Origin of the sequence: Paracoccus alkanivorans (genome assembly GCF_003697785.1) — a bacterium.
GTDB classification, from domain to species: Bacteria; Pseudomonadota; Alphaproteobacteria; order Rhodobacterales; family Rhodobacteraceae; genus Paracoccus; species Paracoccus alkanivorans.
Genome location: NZ_QOKZ01000003.1, coordinates 273,779 through 292,383, shown reverse-complemented (window position 1 = coordinate 292,383; position 18,605 = coordinate 273,779). Strand labels below are relative to the sequence as shown.

Genomic DNA, 18,605 nt, shown 5'->3' with positions numbered 1-18,605 from the left:
AGGATGCGCCATGTTAGCGTTGACAGCGGGGACAGAAAAAACTCGACCGCCCGGACTGGACGATCCGCCTTATATGTCCGGTGCAGCCCTGATTGGGGCAGGGCGCGTTCTCGCGGTTATAGACGCGAAAGCTGTGCTGGAAATATCCCAGTTCCCCGGTTGCCTGCCGGTGATCGCGCAGGGAAGAGCCTCCGGCGGCGATGGCATCCGTCAACACATCGCGGATATGCCCCACAAGCGCTGCAATCCGTTCCTCGCCTATGCGGCCTGCGGCGCGGCGCGGATCGATGCCCGCCCGGTGCAGCGCCTCGCTGACATAGATATTGCCCAGCCCCGCGACGATCCGCTGATCCAGCAATGCCTGCTTGACCGGCGCGCGTCGCCCGGTGAAAGCCGCCGCCAGATAGCCCGTATCGAAATCCGGATCGAACGGCTCCGACCCCAGATGAGCCAGTAGCGGATGGGCTTCGCCTTCGCGGATCAGGTCGATCATGCCAAAGCGGCGGGCATCGTTGAAGGTGATCGTCGTGCCCGCCCCGGTCACGAACACGACGTGATCATGACGCGACAGGATGGATGGGTCGCGGTGAAATCCGGCCAGCCCCGCGCCCTCGACCAGAAGCCGTCCCGACATGCCCAGATGCATCAGCAGCGTTCCACCCCGGTCCAGATCGGCCAGCAGGTATTTTGACCGCCTGCGCAGCGCCGTCACCGTTGCGCCGGTCAGCACCTGCACCAGGTCGGGCGGCAGGGGCCAGCGCAGATCGGGGCGGCGAGCCTCGGCGCGGGCGATGCGCTGGCCTTCCAGATGCGGTTGCAATCCGCGCCTGACCGTTTCGACTTCTGGCAGTTCCGGCATCCGTTTCCTTTCGCTGCATTGCGCCTTTGGCCTATCCCGGTCATTGTGCGCGCGATGCGCCTGACATATCTGGCGCGAAGGACAGCGGACGGCAAGCGCGATGAGCGAAAAGAAACAGACCCATTTCGGTTTCCGGACCGTGGACGAGGACGACAAGGCCAAGCTGGTCCATGGTGTATTTTCCAGCGTGGCCTCGCGCTATGACCTGATGAACGACCTGATGAGCGTGGGCGTTCACCGTGTCTGGAAGAACGCGATGATGGACTGGCTCGCACCGCGCGACGGGCAGCATCTGCTGGATGTGGCCGGTGGCACGGGCGATATCGCCTTTCGATTCCTCGACCGGGCGCCGGGCGCGCGCGTTACCGTTTGCGACATGACCGAATCCATGCTGGTAGAAGGGCGCAAGCGGGGCGAGGCCGCCAAGCTGGCCGACCGGCTCGCATGGGTGACCGGCGACGCGATGCGGCTGCCTTTCGCGGATGGCAGCTTTGACCGCTACACGATCAGCTTCGGCATCCGCAACGTCACCCGCATAGACGACGCGCTGGCCGAGGCGTTCCGCGTATTGCGTCCCGGCGGGCGGCTGATGGTGCTGGAATTCAGTCGGATCCCGGTGCCGATGATGCAATGGGCCTATGACCGCTACAGCTTCAACGTGATCCCGGCGATGGGGCAGGCGGTGACCGGCGACCGCGACAGTTATCAGTATCTCGTCGAATCGATCCGCCGCTTTCCCGATCAGGAGGCCTTTGGCGACATGATCCGCAAGGCCGGTTTCGGCCGCGTCCAATGGCGCAACCTGTCGATGGGAATCGCCGCACTGCATTCCGGCTGGAAACTTTAATGCGCGGTCCGCATAACATCCTGCGCCTGATCCGGACCGGCGCGACATTCGAGCGGACCGGCGCGATGGGCGTGGCGCTTGACGCGATCGAAGCCCCGGCCCGGCTGCGTCTGGCGGCACGGGTGCTGGGCTGGCCGTTCCGCTGGATGGGCTACAGGGGCAATCCCGATCTGCCGCCTGTGACGCGGGCGATCACGGCGCTCGGTCCCGCCTATATCAAGTTCGGACAGATCCTCTCGACCCGCGCCGATGTCGTCGGCACCGAATTAGCCGACCAATTGCGGATGCTGCAGGACCGGCTGCCGCCCTTTCCGACCGAGACGGCAAAGCAGATGGTGGCGGCCGAACTCGGTCAGCCTGTCGATGAACTGTTCTCGGAATTCTCGGAACCGGTCGCGGCGGCCTCCATCGCGCAGGTCCATCGGGCAAGGCTGCGGGAAACCGGACGCGAAGTTGCCGTCAAGGTGCTGCGCCCCGGCATCGTGGGCGCCTTTCGCCGCGACATCGACGCGTTCCATTTCGCTGCCGGAATGATCGAGGGCATCGCTCCTTTCAGCCGCCGCCTGCGTCCCCGCGATGTCATCAGCCATTTCGAGTCGGTGGTTACCGGTGAACTCGACCTGCGTCTCGAAGCTGCCTCCGCCTCGGAATTCGCCGAGAATACCCGCGAGGACAAGGATTTCGCCATCCCACTGCCGCATTGGCATCTGTCATCGCGCCGGGTGCTGACCTCGGACTGGGCAGAGGGCATCCCGATGGGCGACCGCGAGGCGTTGATCGCGGCGGGTCACGACATCAGTCATATCGCCCGCCGGGTGATCCAGCTTTTCCTGCAGCATGCCCTCCGTGACGGTTTTTTCCACGCAGACATGCATCACGGCAATCTCAAGGTCGCGCCGGACGGAGATATCATAGCTTATGATTTCGGGATCATGGGCGAGATCGATGAATATACGCGCCGCGTCTATGCCGAGATCCTGATGGGCTTCATCCGCCGCGACTATCGCCGCGTGGCGCGCGTGCATTTCGAGGCGGGCTACGTTCCCCGCGACCGTGACGAGGCGGCGTTCGCCCGTGCCCTGCGTGCTGTCGGCGAACCGATTTTCGGCGCCGATGCAAGCCAGATCTCGATGGCTAACCTGCTGGCCTATCTGTTCGAGGTCACCGAGCGCTTCGGGATGCCCACGCGGACCGAGCTGATCCTGCTGCAGCGCACCATGGTTGTCGTAGAGGGGGTGGCGCGCTCGCTGGATCCGCAATTGAACATGTGGGAGGCGGCCAAGCCCGTGGTTTCGGATTACATCAAGGCCAGTCTCGGGCCGCGGGCGATGACGAAGGACGCGGTGCAGGTGGCGCAGACATTGGGCCGCTATGGCCCGTTATTGCCAAAGCTGGTCGACCGGATGCTTTGGGAACACGCTCATGCTAAGCCCCAGCCCAAAACACCCCGTCCCCGCTGGCGGTCCTTCGCGTTGGCGGGCCTGGCGCTGGTCATCGGATTGGGGACCGGCCTGTTGCTTGGCTGACGTATTTCGTCGAAAGGTTGCGGTTCTGCTTCCGCGGATACCGCAGACCCGGACTGTGGCAGATTTGCATGACCGCGGAATGGCAGCACGGAATCATCTCGCATTCGCGGTCATCGTTGGTTAAAAAGCCCGCCAAGCCAGCAATGCGGATTTCCGCTGTCGCAAGCCAGCAACAGGTTTCGATGGAGGAAGTCCATGCCCAAGATCACCCGGGCGACACTGGTATTGAGTACCGCGATGGTTCCTGGCCTTGCGCTCGCACAACCGATCACGCTTGAGCCGATTGTTCTTTATGCACGCGATGCATATGTCACCGGCCAGATCGAGGTAGACGAAGAAGATCTGAAAGCGGCGGAGACCGGCGGACTTGCCGATCTGTTCCGTTCGGAGCCCGGCGTGATCGTGGATGGCGGGATCGCGCTGACCGAGCGGGTCTATGTCAACGGGATCGACCAGGAGCAGATGGCGGTCACCATTGACGGCGCGCTGCAGAACAACCGCATGTGGCATCACACCGGCACGAACCTGATCGATCCGGGTCTGCTGAAGGCCGCGCGGGTCGATGCCGGGGTTGCTCCGGCTGATGCCGGCCCCGACGCATTGGGCGGCTCGATCGAATATGAAACGAAATCGGCCCTGGACCTGCTTGAAGATGGCCGGAATTTCGGCGGCAAGCTGACCACGGGTTTCGAGTCGAACGGCGATACCGCGACCGGTGCGCTGACCCTGTATGGCCGCCAGGGGCCGGTCGATGCCCTGATCTATGCCAAGCGCGCCACCGGCGACGACTACGAGGGTGGCGATGGCGAGACGGTGAAATATACGGGCGCCGATCTCGACAGCTACATGGTCAAGCTGGGGGCCGAGGCGAATGGCTGGCGCTTTGAATATGGCGGCATTCAGGTCAAGGACGATTCACTGCGCCCGTTCCGCCCGAATGTCGTGGATTACGTCGGGCGTGACAGTGCTCCGCGATATTTCGACATGACGCAGACCACCCATACGCTGAAAATCAGCCGGACCGAGGCCAGCAGCGATCTGTTCAACCCCGAGCTTCTGCTGTCTTCATCGAAGAACGAACTAACTGCCACCGACCTTCCGCGCGACGACGGCCGTGATCCCAACCGGGCGGCTGGCGAGGCTGAATCTTTCTCGGCGGTGTTGCAAAACCACTTCAGGATAGGTCAGACCGAATTTGCTGCCGGGGTGGATTTCCATAATCGGACGGGTTATCTTGACGATTACTGGATCCATCCAAGAACCGGTGAGGCCATTCACACGAAATTCCGGGAAGATAGTCATAATACCGGGGTCTTTGTGCAGGCTCGCGGCTCGGTCGGACAGATCGACTACAGTACCGGCCTGCGTTACGACTGGAACCGCTTCTATGGAACCGAAGCCGAAAAGTTCGACAGCGAGGGTGCAAGCGCCAATGCGAACCTGACCTGGCATGCGACCGATTCCCTGTCATTCGACGCTGGCTATTCCACGGTATTTGGCGGCATCCCCCTGAATCAGGGTTTCGTGCTTTACGAGGACGGTGTTTATGACAACCTTCGCTCGGCCCGCTCGCAAAACGCCATTCTCGGCGTGACATGGGAGCAGGACGGTTCCACCATCGGGGTCGAGGCGTTCCGCACCAAGATCGGCAATGCGCGCAGCGATAGCGAGGTTAAGGAAATCCGCAGCGAGGGCTGGCGTGTCTCTCTGGGTCAGAACTGGGACGGCGGTTCCGCGACACTGCGCTATTCGGATATCGATGTCGAGGTGGATGGTAAGGCCCCGACCAGCAACGACATCCGTGGTTTCGGCACCGTTCCGGGCCGAGTCCTGACGCTTGATGCCAATCACGAGATCACCCGCGGTATGAAGATCGGCGGCGTGATCGAGCATGTCTTTGAAGAGCCGTTTCACGGCGTCGATCCCTGGGGAGACGAACGCCGAAACTATGACGGTTACACGGTTGTGAACGTCTATGGCGAATACACACCGGCACGCTACGAGAACCTGACGATCCGGGCCGAGATCAACAATCTCTTTGACGAGGATTATGCTGACCGGGCGAGCTATGGCGGCGATTTCGAATATGTCGTCAGCCAGAAGGAGATCGGCCGCAGCATTGGCTTGACCGCGAACTTTACTTTCTGAGCCGGAGTGCTTTTCCCGGATTTTCACGGAAAACTGTCACAGTAGTAAGCGGCGCGCCATTTTCATGGCGCGCCGCATCAGTTCGTGGTGCAGCACCCGCCGCTTTTACAGGTTGTGCCGCGGACCGCTTGCGCATCGCGTCGACTATTCATCCTGTCCGATAGTGCGCTTCGCGCCGGTCAGCCCACGCGGCGCAGGAAGGCACGGGTCCGTTCATCCCGCGCATTGCCGAATATCTGCGCGGGCGGTCCCTGCTCGACGATCCGCCCGCCTTCCATGAATACGATCCGGTCGGCGATCTCGCGGGCGAACTGCATCTCATGCGTGACGATCAGCATCGTCTGGCGGCCATCCGCGATGCGGCGGATCAGGTCCAGAACCTCGCCCACCCATTCCGGATCCAGCGCGCTTGTCGGCTCGTCGAACAGCATCAACTCGGCATCCAGCGCCATTGCGCGACCGATTCCCACCCGCTGCTGCTGCCCGCCCGACAGCGCCGAGGGATAGCTGTCGCCGCGATCCCCAAGGCCGATCTGCTGCAGGATCTCGCGGGCGCGTTCCTCGGCTTTGGGTTTCGGCCAGTTCCGGACCGTGATCAGCCCCTCCATGATATTTTCGCGGGCGGTCTTGTTGGCGAAAAGCGCATAGTTCTGAAAGACAAAGCCGGTCCGCCGCCGCAGCGCCAGCATGTCGGCCCTGCTTGCCCTTGCCGCATCGACCGACAGGTCGCCGATCGTGATCCGCCCCTCGTCGGGAGGGTCGAGGAAATTCAGGCAGCGCAGAAGCGTCGATTTCCCGGTTCCCGACGGGCCGATGATCGCCACACGCTCGCCCGGTTTCAGGCACAGGTCGATGCCGTTCAGCACCGCGTTGCCGCCAAAACGCTTGACCAGCCCGGCGATATCGATCTCGCAGCTCATCGCGCCACCGCCTTTCCAAGATGCCGTTCCATCCGGCGCTGACCGACCGAGAGGATCTCGACAATGGCCCAGTAGAACAGCGCTACGACAAGGAATGCCTCCAGATACAGGAAGCTGCCCGCTGCCTCTTTCTGGGCCGCGCCCATCATCTCGGTGACACCAAGGGTGAAGGCCAGCGAGGTACCTTTGATCATGTCGATGAAGTAATTCACCAGGGTCGGCGCGGCGGTGCGTGCCGCCTGCGGCAAAACGATCCTCCGCAGGAGCTGGCCTTGTGTCATGCCGATGGATTGCGCGGCCTCCCACTGGCTGCGGTCGACGCCAAGGATCGCGCCGCGGATGCTTTCGGCCATATAGGCCGAGAAATGCATGGTCAGCCCGAAGATCGCCGCCGTAACGCCATCGATATTTGTCAGGAAGGTCAGCATCTGGGGCAGGCCGTAATAGAACAGGAACAGTTGCACCAGCAGCGGTGTGCCCCGGAAAAAGCTGATGAACACCGCCACGACCCGGTCCAGAACGGGGATCTTCAGCACCCGCACGATGGCCAGTAGCGCCGCCAGCACCAGCGCTGCCACCATCGAGACCAGCGCCATGAACAGGGTCAGTGGGATATAGCCGGCGATCACCGGCACGAGATCCCACATATAGGCGATGTCCAGAGGCCGCATCAGTCGGCTTCAGCCAGTGGCTTGGTCACGTCCGCATCCAGCCACTTCTCCGATATCTCGGCCAGCTTCCCGTTCTCTTTCAACGTGGTGATCGCGGCATCGACGCGGTCGCGCAGGGCGTTTCCGGCCTCGTCGTCGCGGAAGGGCAGCGCGTTGCGGATCTCGTCGAAGGGCTGTCCGGCCAGCGCCAGCGGCAGCGGGCTTTTCGCGATCACCTGCGCCGAGGACACGCGGTCCATCACGAAGGCATCGACGCGGCCAAGCGCCGTGTCCTGCTCGATATTCGATTCATAGGTGCGGATGTCGATCTCGTCCGCATAGGGCAGGTTGCGCAGCAATTCCTCGAAATTCGATCCCAGGTTCACCGCGACCGACCGGCCCTTGAGGCTTTCGGGGCCGGTGATCTCGCCCTCGTTGCCCGCCTTCACCACGACCTGCGCGCCGTCATAGACATAGGGCTGGGTAAAGGTGAATTTCGCCTCGCGTTCCGGGGTGATGGTGATCTGGTTCGCGACCGTGTCGATACGGCCCGATTCCAGGGCTCCGATCAGGCCCGAGAAGGACATCGTGACGAATTCGACCTCGTCACCGGTTTCCTCGGCAACAGCGCGCATGAAATCGACCTCGAATCCCTGCAGCTCGTCGGCGCGGGTGAAGGTGAAGGGGAAATAGCCGCCCGACATGCCGACGCGGATCGTCTCGGACAGGGCGGGGGCGGTGAATGCCCCAAGGGCAAGGATCGCCGAAAGAATGGTCTTGCGCATGATGGACTCCTTCATGGTTCGGCTGACTAGATCGGGCCTTTCGATGGCGACCACAATATCAACGGGAACGGTTGCCGGAAATAAGGATCGCATCGACGGCAGGCAGGAGGAAGCGAAAAAATTTCCGTGCAATAGCCTGACAAGAGCGACATTGTTCCGCCGCCGAACGGTAAACTTGTTGCGGGAAGAACACAGTCCCGGAAATCGCCTGATCCGATCTTTCCGCATCGGGTGATTGCGCTCGCGCGCCGAGCTGCGCAGAGACTACGCCAAACAGGGAGGAGGTCACATGAAGCAGTGCGATGCAACCGCATTTCTTGCCGTCATTGCCGCACCGGCTGCCGCTGCACGCGCTTGCCGAGGACAGCTATTACCGTGCCGTGTCATCGCTGGCTGGCGCTGATGGCGGTGGTTGCCGGCCGGAGTGTCCCTGCCCGCTATTTTGGAGCGGATTCCCTGCTCCGGGCTGACGGGGTGGCATATTGCACCCATGATCCGGTTGACCGCCCTTGGCGGGTTCTCGCGGTGATGAATCGTGCCGATTTCCTAAGCGGTTGCCAAATGCCGCGCATCGCCGCATCCTCCATTTGTCCAACATCAACCAATTGGGGGAGTGAAGATGAGTAGACGTGACGATTTGATTGCCAAATATGCAAAAGATATCAAGGACAAGCTGGGCGAAACGCCGGATATGGATCTGTTGACCAAGATCACCATCGGCTGTGGTCCGTCGATCTACAATACCGATGCAGAGACCATCGCGTCGAGTGACGACTCGGAATTGGACCGGGTTCGTAAGAACTACCTGATGAAGAAGCTGGGGCTGGCTGACGGCCCGCAATTGATGGAAGCGATCAATTCAGTCATCGACAAATACGGGCGGTCGAACCGCAGCAAGTATCGGCCGGTCATCTATTACATGCTGTGCAAGCATTTCGGCAAGCAATCGGTCTATGGCTGATCGATCATTGCCTTGATCGCCGCAGCGTGATCCGGCGCGGCAGCCCTGCTGTCCTCTGCCAGACCCCGTGCCGCGGCGATCAGATCCTCTGCCGGAACGATCCGGTCGATCAGGCCCCAGGCCAGGGCCTCGGATGCCTCGATCTTCGCTCCTCCCATCAGGATCATCTTCGCCCGCGATGGGCCTGTCAGTGCCACCATGCGCTGCGGGTCGCTCGGCTGCGGCAGAAAGCCCAGCTTCATGACCGGGTAGAAGAATTTCGCCTCCGGCACTGCCAGGCGCAGATCGCAGGCCAGCACCATCCCAAAGGCACCGCCGGCCAGCGTGCCGTTCAGCGCCGCGATGGTCAGGCAGGGCATCGAGGCCATGCGCGCCGAGAGCCGCTCCCATTCCGGGGATCTGGCCAGCCCCGCCCTGGCTTCCGCCAGATCCGCCCCGGCGGAAAACACCTTTCCCGTTCCCGTCAGGATCAGTGCCCGGCAGCCCGATCCAGCCAGTTCGTCCAGATGCGCGGTCAGATCGCGCAGCATCTGCCCGGTCAGCGAATTGGCCTTGTCCTGACGGTCGATGGTCAGCAGGGCGATATCCTCGTCGTGGGTCAACCTGATCACGCAATGGTCCCTTTCACTTGCCTTCGGCCTATGTCAGAAACTGCTTTGAGCTTTACTTGACGAAAGGTATTTATCATGCGTCGCACCCTTGCAAGCTCTGCTTTCGCACTGATCGCAGGCGCGGGTCCCGTTCTGGCGGATCTCACACCGACGCAGGTCTGGGAAAACCTGGAGAGCTATTACACCGACATGGGGTATCAGGTGAACGCCGGTGCCAGGGAGGATGCGGGCAACAGGCTGAGCCTTTCCGATGTCGTCATCTCGATGGATGCCGAGCATTCCGACTCCACGATCACCATCCCGCAAATGACGCTGGAGCAGACAGGCGATGCGAAGGTGCGCACCGTTGTCGATGGTGAGATGACCATCTCCACGAAGACCGAGGTGCCCGACCAGGAGCCTTTCGAGATGAACGTGGTGATGACCGCGCCCGGCAACGAGATGCTGTCATCGGGCTCGGCCGACGACATGACGCATGAGTTCAAATATCCCAGCCTCGATACCGCAATCCGCTTTGGCGAAGAGAATTCGAATGGCGGCGAAGTGCCGCTTACCATCGCATTGACCGATCTTGCCGGTCAGTATCGCTCCGTGAAAGGCGAAGGTCAGGACATCACCTATGACGCGACAATCGCCGGGCTGGATCTGAGGCTCAACGTGCTTGAACCGCCCTCGGGAGCGGAGAATGCAGCCGAGGGCAAGGTTGCGGGCGAGATGCATATGGATGGCCTTGCAATTTCCGGCCAGACAGTCTTGCCGACGGGTCTGGATAACATGGCGGACCGTATCGATCTTGCACTGAATGCCGGATTCCTGGCCAATGCCAGGATCGAGATGGGCAAGATGACCGGTAGTGGAACCTTCGAGGGCATGGATCCCGAAAGCGGCCCGCAATCGGGCAGTGGCAAGTTCACTTCGGAGGGCGGCAACCTGACATTCGCCATGGCGAAGGACGGGTTGAGCTATGAGGGAGCGACACAGGCGACCGAGGTCGAGGTAACGGTCGATCAACTGCCTTTCCCGATCAGCTATGCGCTCGACAGCTCGTCGGGTTCGGCGACCTTCCCGGTCAGCACATCGGAACAGGCGCAGCCATTCTCGCTCAAATACCAGCTTGTCGGGCTGACGCTTGCCGATGGTATCTGGAACCTGTTCGATCCTGGCCAGGAATTGCCGCGTGATCCGGCGAATCTGACCATCGATCTGGCGGGAGATGCACTGGTCAGGAAGGATCTGTTCGATCCGGCCTTTGCCCAGGACCCGGCAAAAGATGGCGGCGAGGCAGCAAACGCGCCCGAAATGCCGTTCGAGCCGCAGTCGGTGAAGATCAACTCGGTCGTGCTTCAGGCGGCCGGAGTGGATGCCAATGTGACCGGTGACCTGACGGTGCCGCAAGGTGCGAAACAACCGGTCGGTGTCCTCGAAGGCAGTTTCACCGGTGTGAATGCGCTGCTTGAAAAGCTGGTGTCGATCGGGCTCGTGCCGCAAGAGCAACTGATGGGCGCGCGCATGATGCTGGCGATGTTCGCCAAGCCGGTCGAGGGGAATCCCGATCAGTTGGAGACAAAGCTCGAGTTCAAGGAGGACGGCTCGATCTTTGCCAATGGGCAGCAAGTGCAATAACAATGTGGCCTTGAGGCACGGGGCCGGGCGACCTGCCCGGCCTTTTTCGTTCACTCCACCTCCGGCGCTGCGGAATGGTGGAGTCATAGCCGGAGGACAGGCATGAGCGGCGATGCTGTGAAAACCGATCTGAAGAAGCTTGCCGAAGCATTGGTCGAGGCGGCTCGGCGTGCCGGGGCCGATCAGGCCGATGCCCTGGCGATGCAGGGCCGCTCGATCAGCATAGATGTCCGTGGCGGTGCGCTGGAACAGGCAGAGCGCGCGGAAGGAACCGAGATCGGGCTGCGTGTCCTGATCGGTGGCCGCCAGGCCTGCGTCTCGGCCTCGGATTACAGCGAGGCGACGGTTGCCGAACTGGCCGAGCGCGGCGTGGCGATGGCACGCGAGGCGCCGGTCGATGATACGCTTGGACTGGCCGAGCCGCATCAACTGGCGGAAAAACGCGATGCCGGGGGATTGCAGCTGCTGGACGACCAGCCCGATCCAACCCCCGAATCCTTGCAGGAGATTGCCCTGCGTGCCGAGGCGGCGGCTATGGCCGCCAGGGGCATCAGCCAGGTCGAGGCCGCCAGCGCGGCCTTCAGCAACCGCCATATGTGGCTGGCCGCCTCGAACGGATTCTCCGGCGGCTACGGCCGCAGCACCCATGTCATCTCGACCGTTGCCATCACCGGCGAGGGCTTGGGGATGGAGCGCGACTATGCTGCCGAATCCCGAAGCTGGGCAGGGAATCTGCCCGAACCCGAAGAGATCGGGGCGCTTGCCGCCGAGCGCACATTGGCCCGTGCCGGTTCCAGGAAGCCGCCGACCGGGGCGTTCCCGATCCTCTATGACCGCCGGGTTGCCTCTTCGCTGATCTCTCATCTGCTTGCGGCGGTGAATGGTGGCGCGGTCGCGCGCGGCGCAAGCTGGCTGCGCAAGGAAATGGGCGAGGCGGTCCTGCCCGCCGGCATGAACCTGGTCGAGGATCCGCTGCGCATTCGTTATCCGTCCTCGCGTCCCTTCGACGCCGAGGGGCTGGCCACCCGCAGGCGCGAGATCGTATCGGGGGGTATATTGCAGGGTTGGACGCTGGATCTGGCCACCGGGCGCAAGCTGGGCATGGATAGCACGGCCTCTGCCGCGCGCGGGCTGACATCAGCACCCTCTCCTGTGAACAGCAATGTCATTTTGACGCCCGGCACGCAGACACAGGAACAGATGATCGCCGATATGGGGCGCGGGCTGATCGTGACATCCATGCTGGGCGCGTCGATCAACGGCACGACCGGCGATTACTCGCGCGGGGCGGCGGGCTTCTGGGTCGAGAACGGGCAGATCGCCTATCCGGTGAATGAATGCACTATCGCCGGCAACCTGCGCGAGATGCTGATGACGCTGGTCGCAGGGAATGACGCACTGCCATGGCGCGGGATCGAGGCTCCGAGCCTGCTGGTGGAGGGCATGACCGTTGCAGGTGCCTGAAGCCGATCTGGATCTGCTGACGGATGCCGCGCGGCGTGCGGGACAGATCGCGCTAGGCTTCTGGCGCCGGGATCCGCGCTCATGGGACAAGGGTGGCGATGCCGGGCCGGTCACCGAGGCCGACCTGGCCGTGAATGACGAGTTGCAGGCAAGCCTGATGGCGGCCCGGCCGGGCTATGGCTGGCTGTCCGAGGAAAGCGAGGCGGATCTGTCGCGGCTGGACGCGCGGCATTGCTTCATCATCGATCCGATCGACGGCACGCGCGCCTTCATCGCCGGGCAGGAAGGTTTCTCCCATTCTCTCGCCGTGACTGATGGCGACCGGATCGTCGCTGCGGTCGTCCATCTGCCGGTCCGTGACATCACCTATACCGCCTTTGCCGATGGTCCGGCGCTGCGAAACGGTCAGCCGATAGCGCCCGCGCAGGCCGATATCGACGGCGCCTCCGTGCTGACCTATCGCGCCGTCTCCGAGCCAGGGCATTGGCGCGACGGGCTGGTTCCACCATTCCGCCGCGAATTCCGTCCCTCGCTGGCCTGGCGGTTATGCCTTGCCGCCGAGGGCTGCTTCGATGCCGCGCTTTCGCTGCGGGCGGCATGGGAATGGGATATCGCGGCAGGCAGCCTGATCGCGGAACGGGCCGGCGCCATTGTCACCGATCGGCGCGGCGAGCGGATGCGCTTCAACAGCCAGCGCGCTATGGTCGATGGCCTGATCGTCGCCGGAGAGCGGCTGCATGGGCAGATATTGGAGCGGCTGAAGCCGTGAGCAGGTGATTTGCGTCCCACGATGGCCGGGGCTCTGCCCCGGACCCCGAGGTATTTGAAACAAAGAAGAAGCAGGCCGGGTCCGCTTGTCTACGCAGGTGGTGGCCGCCTGACGGGGGGCATCGTTGCGGGGGCCTTAGAAAGCTGCACTGCCAAGATACCGGCCATGATGATACCGACGCCGAGCACGTCGCTGATACCCAGTTTCTCGCCCAGCACCAGCGCTCCGATGGCGACGCCGAAGAAGGGCGACAGGAAATGAAAGGTCGCGGCGCGGACCGCGCCGATGCGCTGGACGAGCAGGAACCAGATCCATGTCGCCGCCAGTCCCGGCACCAGGACGGTATAGATGAAGGCCCAGGCCAATCGCCCGGTAATCGCGACATTCCATGTTTCGAAGAACGGGGCGATGGCGGCCAGCGTGACCGCGCCGACCAGCATCTGCAACCCGACGATCATCATCACGTTGCCGCCCGAACTGGCCCCCCGGACCGAGAGGGTCGCGATGGCCAGTGCCAGTGCGGCGATGAAGCCAATGGCGATGCCGATCGGATCGCTGCCGCCCTGCAGCCGTGCTCCCATGATGATCGCCACGCCGACCAGCCCAAGGCACAGCCCGCCGTAACCGAGCGGGCGCAGCCTCTCGCCCATGAAGATCCAGCCCATCGCTGCCACCATCAAGGGCATGGTTGCCGCGATGATCGAAGCCAGCCCCGCTTCGATCCATTGCATGGCGACCCAGTTGAGGCCCAGGTAAAGCGCGTTCTGGCACAGTCCAAGAACGATCACCGCCCGCCACTGGAACCGACTGAGATTACGCCAGGTCTGCCCCATGGCAAGAGCGATGGCGATGCCGATGGCACCCGACAGCGCGAAGCGCAGGGAGAGCGCCAGAAGTGGAGGAGCCTCGGTGACGATCATCCGGGTGGTCGTGAAGGCCGAGGCCCACATGACTGCGAAGCTCACCCCCATCAGGATCGCGCGAATATCCATGGCCCGCCTTTCTTGCAGATGATGCAGAACGGCTAGCAGATGGCAGTGGCAACCGGAAGGGCGGAAAGGAAAAGGGCCGCGCCCTTTCGGGCGCGACCCTTTGCAATCGCATTCCCCTGCGGGATCAGCTGTTGACGCTGTCCTTCAGGGCCTTGGCGACGGTTACCTTCACCTGCTTGTCGGCCGGCTTGGTCATCATTTCCTGGGTCTGCGGGTTGCGGACCTGACGTTCGGGACGTGCACGGCAGGCGATCTTGCCGATGCCCGGCAGGGTGACTGCGCCGCCATTGGCGACCTCACGGGTCACGACCGCGGAGATCGCGTCCAGAGCTGCGGCAGCGGATTTCTTGTCCGAACCCAATTCTTCGGCCAGAACCGCCACAAGCTGTGTTTTCGTCATAGGTTTTGCGGAAGGCGTTGCCATGTATCTGTCTCCTCTCGCCCTGTTTCGCGCGCTAACAATATGCGCCTTTTTCGGCATAAAGCTTGCTACACACGGTTTTGACCGACAGATCAAGCCTTTTTCCGCCAAACATCGTGAAACCAGCGTATTTTAGTAAAGTTGACGCTAGGTCAAAGGAATGCCGTTTCGCTGAATGACCGCAATTTACGCGAATGTATACGTTCCAAAGGCATCTCGCGCAGCTTTTCCATCGCCCGGATTCCGATCAGAAGATGGTTGGCGACTTGTGTGCGATAGAAATCCGTGGCCATGCCGGGCAGCTTCAACTCGCCATGCAGCGGCTTGTCGCTGACGCAGAGCAACGTGCCGTAGGGCACCCGGAAGCGAAAGCCGTTGGCGGCGATGGTGGCGCTCTCCATGTCCAGCGCGACGGCGCGCGACAGCGACAGGCGATGCACCGGGCCGGAATGATCACGCAGCTCCCAGTTGCGGTTGTCGATCGTGGCGACGGTGCCGGTGCGCATGACCCGCTTGAGTTCGTAGCCGTCCAGCCTGGTGACCTCGGCCACGGCCTCTTGCAGGGCCACCTGCACCTCGGCCAGCGGCGGGATCGGCACCCATACCGGCAAATCGTCGTCCAGAACGTGATCCTCGCGCAGATAGGCATGGGCAAGGACGAAATCGCCAAGGCTTTGCGAATTGCGCAGCCCCGCGCAATGCCCGACCATCAGCCACGCATGCGGACGCAGCACGGCGATATGATCTGTCGCGGTCTTCGCGTTGGACGGGCCGACCCCGATATTGACCAGCGTGATCCCCTGCGAATTGGCCCGCTTGAGATGATAGGTCGGCATTTGCGGCAGCTTGGCCAGCGGGGTCAGCGGCGCATCCGGCTCGCTGATCTCCTGGTTGCCGGGGGCGACGAAAGAGTCGTATCCAAGCAGCGGATCGGCCAGTGCACGGCGGGCGAATGCCTCGAACTCGTCCACGTAGAACTGGTAGTTGGTGAACAGGACGAAATTCTGGAAATGCTCGGCCGCGGTGGCGGTGTAATGCTGCAGCCGTGCCAGCGAATAATCGATGCGCTGCGCCGTGAAGGCCGCCAGGTGCTGGCTGCCGTCGGCCATCGGCGCGGCAACCCCGTTGACGATATCGTCGTTCATCGTGTTCAGCTCGGGCACGTCGAAAACATCGCGGAGCGAGAATTTCAGCACGCCTTCCTGCGGCACGTTCAGGTCGTTCTGCGTGGCGACGGCGAAATGCACCGGCATCGGCGTTTCGCTGATACCGACAGTGACGGGAACTCCATGATTGCGGATCAGCAGCCCGATCTGCTCGGTAAGGTAATTCCGGAACAGATCCGGGCGGGTAATGGTCGCGACATAGATGCCGGGATCGGTGACATGGCCGAAAGACAGCCGTGAATCGATCTTGCCGTGGCTGGTAACGGTCAGGCGCAGTTCGGGATAGAAGGCGCGATAACGCGCCTGCGGCTGCTCTCCCGCCAGCAGGCGGGTGAAATGCCCCTGCAGAAAGCCCGTTGCCTCTTCATACAGCTCGCACAGGCGGGCAGTTGCGGCAGCAGGGTCGGTGAATTGCGCGCGCGGAGTCGAGGGGGGTGTTTCGACCGGTAGAAAACGCGAATCCGTATCCATCTGTTCTTTCCTTCTTTACCATTACCCTGCCTGCGCACGGTGCGACACGCAAGCGTCTGGCGCAGGTCGGCGCAGCCGGTTACCCTTCTGTCATGGAAATGCTGATATTCGGTCATGGCTACACCGCCGGCTACCTGACTCCGCTGGCAATTGCGCAGGGATGGCGCGTCACCGGCACGACTCGCAACCACCCCGAACGAGTGGCGGCTGCGGGGGCTGAACCTCTGCTCTGGCCGGGGCAGGAGAGTGACATACATCAGGCTATCGCTCGCGCTGATGCGATCCTGATTTCCGCCGCTCCGACGGAAGAGGGTGATCCGGTTCTGGCGGCCTTCACCGAAGAGCTGGGCCGGTCGCGCCCGCGCTGGCTGGGCTATCTGTCCACCACCGGGGTCTACGGAGACCGCAATGGTGGTTGGGTGGACGAGACAAGCGATCTGGCCCCCACCACCGCGCGCGGGCGCAGCCGGGTTCAGGCCGAACAGGCGTGGCAGGCATTGGCCGCCGCGCATGACCTGCCCCTGCATATCTTTCGGCTGGCCGGGATATATGGCCCCGGGCGCGGCCCTTTCGCCAAGCTGCGAAACGGCACGGCCCGCCGGATCGTCAAGCCGGGACAGGTCTTTTCCCGCATTCATGTCGAGGATATCGCGCGGATCCTGATGGCCTCCATCGACGTGCCCATGCCGGGAGGGGGGGCGGTCTACAACCTCTGCGACGACGATCCGGCGGCGCCGCAGGATATCATCGCCTGTGCCGCGCGGATGCTGGACATGCCGGTTCCTCCGGCTGTCGATTTCGAACATGCCGATCTGGGGCCCATGGCGCGCTCTTTCTATTCCGACAGCAAGCGCGTCTCGAACGAGCGGATCAAGCGCGACTTGGGGATCACGCTGAAATACCCGGACTACCGCAGCGCCCTTGCGGCGATCCTGAAGGCCGAGGCAGACGGATGATTGCCGCATTGCCATTGCCGCCGCCGCATGCATGAATGCGCGCCATGACCACGGATTTCGACATTCTCATCGCGGGCGGCGGCCTGAACGGTCCGACATTGGCGCTGGCCTTGGCCGGGGCCGGGATGAGTGTGGCCGTGGTCGATCCCCGGCCCGCCGATGCCAGGGCGTCCGAAGCTTTCGACGGCCGCGCCTATGCCCTCGCCGTGGCGTCGCAACGGCTGCTGAAGGCGCTCGGCCTTTGGGGAGATCTGGCCGGCAAGTGCCAGCCGATCCACCAGGTCAAGGCTTCACAGGGACAACCCGGAGAGGGAGCCGCCCCCTTCTTCCTGCATTTCGACAGCGCCGAGATCGAGGAAGGCCCGGTCGGCTTCATGCTCGAGGACCGCTTCCTGTATCGCGCCCTGCTTGCTGCGATGGAGGGGCAGGTGACGCATATGCCGGGGGTCTCGGTGATCGGCCAGCAGGTCGGGGCGGCGCTGGTCACGGCGGATTTGTCGGATGGGCGGCGGATCACGGCGCGCTTGTTGATCGGCGCGGATGGTCGCGGCTCGGGCGTGGCGGAACGCGCCGGGATCAAGCGGCGCGGATGGGATTACGGCCAGACGGCGCTGGTCGCGGCGATCGACCATGACTTGCCGCATGAGGGCATCGCGCATCAGTATTTCATGGCGACCGGACCGCTGGCGATCCTGCCGCTGCCCGGCAATCGCAGCAGCGTCGTCTGGTCGGAAACCGATGCCAATGCCTCTGCCATCAAGGCTCTGCCGGATGGGGAATTCCTGCAGGTGCTGCGGCCCCGCTTCGGGGATTTCCTCGGCGGGATTTCCCTGGCCGGACAACGCTTTTCCTATCCGCTCAGCCTGTCGCTGGCCGAATCCTATGCCGCGCCGCGCGTCGCCCTGGTGGGCGATGCGGCACATGGCGTGCATCCGATCGCCGGGCAGGGACTCAATCTCGGGCTGCGCGATGTTGCGGCGCTGGCCCAGACTCTGGTGGAGGCGGCACGGCGCGGCGAGGATATCGGCGCCGGGGATGTGCTGGAGCGATACCAGCAATGGCGGCGCTTCGACGCGACCAGCCTTGCCCTGGGCATGGATGCCGTGAACCATATCTTTGCCAGCGACAACCCGTTGCTGGGCGGCTTGCGGGGCGTGGGCATGGGGGCAGTCACCGCTTTGCCGGGACTCCGCCGGCGCTTCATGCGACAGGCCGCCGGGCTGTCCGTGGATCCGATGCCGAGATTGCTGGCGGGGCAGCCGCTATAGGCTTTGTCCGGGTGCAGTCGGGATCCGATCGGATAGCGTCCCGCGATGGCCGGGGGCTGTCTGCCCCCCGGCGCCCCCGAGGATACTTGCATGAAGAAGAATGAGTGAACGATCTTCATCATGATCCGGTTCAGTATGTTTTTCATACCGAGTTTGGCGTGCCGGCTC

17 protein-coding genes are annotated in these 18,605 nt (G+C 62.9%); 9 read left to right on the top strand and 8 right to left on the bottom strand.

Translation table 11 applies throughout. From position 1 onward, the window contains the following. Positions 1–13: 13 nt before the first annotated feature. Positions 14–859, bottom strand: coding sequence for a bifunctional DNA-formamidopyrimidine glycosylase/DNA-(apurinic or apyrimidinic site) lyase (mutM, locus tag C9E81_RS09620; protein WP_122112107.1), 846 nt, complete (start codon positions 857–859; stop codon positions 14–16). Positions 860–959: 100 nt separating this feature from the next. Here mutM and ubiE point away from each other — a divergent pair, with 100 nt between their 5' ends. From ubiE to C9E81_RS09605, 3 genes are all read left to right on the top strand, one after another. Continuing rightward, positions 960–1,706, top strand: a complete 747-nt coding sequence (gene ubiE / locus C9E81_RS09615; protein WP_122112106.1) for a bifunctional demethylmenaquinone methyltransferase/2-methoxy-6-polyprenyl-1,4-benzoquinol methylase UbiE — start codon at positions 960–962, stop codon at positions 1,704–1,706. Beyond that, on the top strand, positions 1,706–3,232 hold the full coding sequence (ubiB, locus tag C9E81_RS09610) for a 2-polyprenylphenol 6-hydroxylase (RefSeq protein ID WP_122112105.1): 1,527 nt from the start codon (positions 1,706–1,708) through the stop codon (positions 3,230–3,232). Before ubiE ends, ubiB begins: the two co-directional genes overlap by 1 nt. 195 nt (positions 3,233–3,427) lie before the next feature. Beyond that, entirely contained in the window at positions 3,428–5,380 is a 1,953-nt protein-coding gene (locus C9E81_RS09605; protein ID WP_122112104.1) for a TonB-dependent receptor plug domain-containing protein, read from the top strand. 179 nt (positions 5,381–5,559) lie between these two features. On the opposite strand, the gene C9E81_RS09600 is transcribed toward C9E81_RS09605, so the two are convergent. The 3 genes from C9E81_RS09600 to C9E81_RS09590 are packed head-to-tail and all read right to left on the bottom strand — an operon-like array spanning position 5,560 to position 7,735. After that, the gene (locus tag C9E81_RS09600) at positions 5,560–6,300 is read right to left on the bottom strand and encodes an amino acid ABC transporter ATP-binding protein (protein WP_122112103.1); all 741 of its coding nucleotides are present in this window, start codon (positions 6,298–6,300) and stop codon (positions 5,560–5,562) included. Further along, on the bottom strand, positions 6,297–6,971 hold the full coding sequence (locus C9E81_RS09595; protein ID WP_122112102.1) for an amino acid ABC transporter permease: 675 nt from the start codon (positions 6,969–6,971) through the stop codon (positions 6,297–6,299). Before C9E81_RS09595 ends, C9E81_RS09600 begins: the two co-directional genes overlap by 4 nt. Beyond that, on the bottom strand, positions 6,971–7,735 hold the full coding sequence (locus C9E81_RS09590; RefSeq protein WP_122112409.1) for an amino acid ABC transporter substrate-binding protein: 765 nt from the start codon (positions 7,733–7,735) through the stop codon (positions 6,971–6,973). Before C9E81_RS09590 ends, C9E81_RS09595 begins: the two co-directional genes overlap by 1 nt. Before the next feature lie 619 nt (positions 7,736–8,354). Between C9E81_RS09590 and C9E81_RS09585 the strand changes: the two genes are divergently transcribed. Continuing rightward, complete coding sequence (locus C9E81_RS09585; RefSeq protein WP_122112101.1) at positions 8,355–8,696, top strand: DUF2853 family protein; 342 nt, start codon at positions 8,355–8,357, stop codon at positions 8,694–8,696. Here C9E81_RS09585 and C9E81_RS09580 read toward each other — a convergent pair. Continuing rightward, the gene (locus C9E81_RS09580; RefSeq protein WP_122112100.1) at positions 8,687–9,307 is read right to left on the bottom strand and encodes an enoyl-CoA hydratase/isomerase family protein; all 621 of its coding nucleotides are present in this window, start codon (positions 9,305–9,307) and stop codon (positions 8,687–8,689) included. The two genes, C9E81_RS09585 and C9E81_RS09580, sit on opposite strands and share 10 nt — an antisense overlap. Before the next feature lie 75 nt (positions 9,308–9,382). Between C9E81_RS09580 and C9E81_RS09575 the strand changes: the two genes are divergently transcribed. The 3 genes from C9E81_RS09575 to C9E81_RS09565 all read left to right on the top strand — a co-directional run bounded on the left by C9E81_RS09575 (position 9,383) and on the right by C9E81_RS09565 (position 13,163). Continuing rightward, entirely contained in the window at positions 9,383–10,930 is a 1,548-nt protein-coding gene (locus tag C9E81_RS09575; RefSeq protein ID WP_122112099.1) for a DUF2125 domain-containing protein, read from the top strand. 117 nt (positions 10,931–11,047) lie between these two features. Further along, positions 11,048–12,394, top strand: coding sequence for a TldD/PmbA family protein (locus C9E81_RS09570; RefSeq protein ID WP_208021155.1), 1,347 nt, complete (start codon positions 11,048–11,050; stop codon positions 12,392–12,394). Next, positions 12,387–13,163 (top strand): inositol monophosphatase family protein, encoded by a 777-nt coding sequence (locus C9E81_RS09565; protein ID WP_122112408.1) that lies wholly within the window; start codon positions 12,387–12,389, stop codon positions 13,161–13,163. The genes C9E81_RS09570 and C9E81_RS09565 overlap by 8 nt, the downstream gene beginning before the upstream one ends. A gap of 89 nt (positions 13,164–13,252) precedes the next feature. Here the strand turns inward: C9E81_RS09565 and C9E81_RS09560 are convergent, their stop codons facing one another. From C9E81_RS09560 to C9E81_RS09550, 3 genes are all read right to left on the bottom strand, one after another. Beyond that, on the bottom strand, positions 13,253–14,155 hold the full coding sequence (locus tag C9E81_RS09560; protein WP_122112097.1) for a DMT family transporter: 903 nt from the start codon (positions 14,153–14,155) through the stop codon (positions 13,253–13,255). 124 nt (positions 14,156–14,279) lie between these two features. Continuing rightward, the gene (locus tag C9E81_RS09555) at positions 14,280–14,579 is read right to left on the bottom strand and encodes an HU family DNA-binding protein (RefSeq protein WP_076522579.1); all 300 of its coding nucleotides are present in this window, start codon (positions 14,577–14,579) and stop codon (positions 14,280–14,282) included. 149 nt (positions 14,580–14,728) lie between these two features. Then, positions 14,729–16,213, bottom strand: a complete 1,485-nt coding sequence (locus C9E81_RS09550) for an AMP nucleosidase (protein WP_122112096.1) — start codon at positions 16,211–16,213, stop codon at positions 14,729–14,731. 92 nt (positions 16,214–16,305) lie between these two features. Here C9E81_RS09550 and C9E81_RS09545 point away from each other — a divergent pair, with 92 nt between their 5' ends. Then, the gene (locus C9E81_RS09545) at positions 16,306–17,169 is read left to right on the top strand and encodes an SDR family oxidoreductase (RefSeq protein ID WP_122112095.1); all 864 of its coding nucleotides are present in this window, start codon (positions 16,306–16,308) and stop codon (positions 17,167–17,169) included. 44 nt (positions 17,170–17,213) lie between these two features. After that, entirely contained in the window at positions 17,214–18,437 is a 1,224-nt protein-coding gene (locus C9E81_RS09540; RefSeq protein WP_122112094.1) for a UbiH/UbiF/VisC/COQ6 family ubiquinone biosynthesis hydroxylase, read from the top strand. Positions 18,438–18,605 lie beyond the last annotated feature (168 nt).

What these genes read in the sequence shown, in the direction of transcription:
- C9E81_RS09540 (WP_122112094.1), top strand. Translation starts at nt 17,214, where the DNA reads ATGACCACGGATTTCGACATTCTCATCGCGGGCGGCGGCCTGAACGGT.
- C9E81_RS09545 (WP_122112095.1), top strand. Translation starts at nt 16,306, where the DNA reads ATGGAAATGCTGATATTCGGTCATGGCTACACCGCCGGCTACCTGACT.
- mutM (WP_122112107.1), bottom strand. Translation starts at nt 859, where the DNA reads ATGCCGGAACTGCCAGAAGTCGAAACGGTCAGGCGCGGATTGCAACCG.
- C9E81_RS09560 (WP_122112097.1), bottom strand. Translation starts at nt 14,155, where the DNA reads ATGGATATTCGCGCGATCCTGATGGGGGTGAGCTTCGCAGTCATGTGG.
- C9E81_RS09555 (WP_076522579.1), bottom strand. Translation starts at nt 14,579, where the DNA reads ATGGCAACGCCTTCCGCAAAACCTATGACGAAAACACAGCTTGTGGCG.
- ubiB (WP_122112105.1), top strand. Translation starts at nt 1,706, where the DNA reads ATGCGCGGTCCGCATAACATCCTGCGCCTGATCCGGACCGGCGCGACA.
- C9E81_RS09575 (WP_122112099.1), top strand. Translation starts at nt 9,383, where the DNA reads ATGCGTCGCACCCTTGCAAGCTCTGCTTTCGCACTGATCGCAGGCGCG.
- C9E81_RS09605 (WP_122112104.1), top strand. Translation starts at nt 3,428, where the DNA reads ATGCCCAAGATCACCCGGGCGACACTGGTATTGAGTACCGCGATGGTT.
- ubiE (WP_122112106.1), top strand. Translation starts at nt 960, where the DNA reads ATGAGCGAAAAGAAACAGACCCATTTCGGTTTCCGGACCGTGGACGAG.
- C9E81_RS09595 (WP_122112102.1), bottom strand. Translation starts at nt 6,971, where the DNA reads ATGCGGCCTCTGGACATCGCCTATATGTGGGATCTCGTGCCGGTGATC.
- C9E81_RS09590 (WP_122112409.1), bottom strand. Translation starts at nt 7,735, where the DNA reads ATGCGCAAGACCATTCTTTCGGCGATCCTTGCCCTTGGGGCATTCACC.
- C9E81_RS09585 (WP_122112101.1), top strand. Translation starts at nt 8,355, where the DNA reads ATGAGTAGACGTGACGATTTGATTGCCAAATATGCAAAAGATATCAAG.
- C9E81_RS09550 (WP_122112096.1), bottom strand. Translation starts at nt 16,213, where the DNA reads ATGGATACGGATTCGCGTTTTCTACCGGTCGAAACACCCCCCTCGACT.
- C9E81_RS09600 (WP_122112103.1), bottom strand. Translation starts at nt 6,300, where the DNA reads ATGAGCTGCGAGATCGATATCGCCGGGCTGGTCAAGCGTTTTGGCGGC.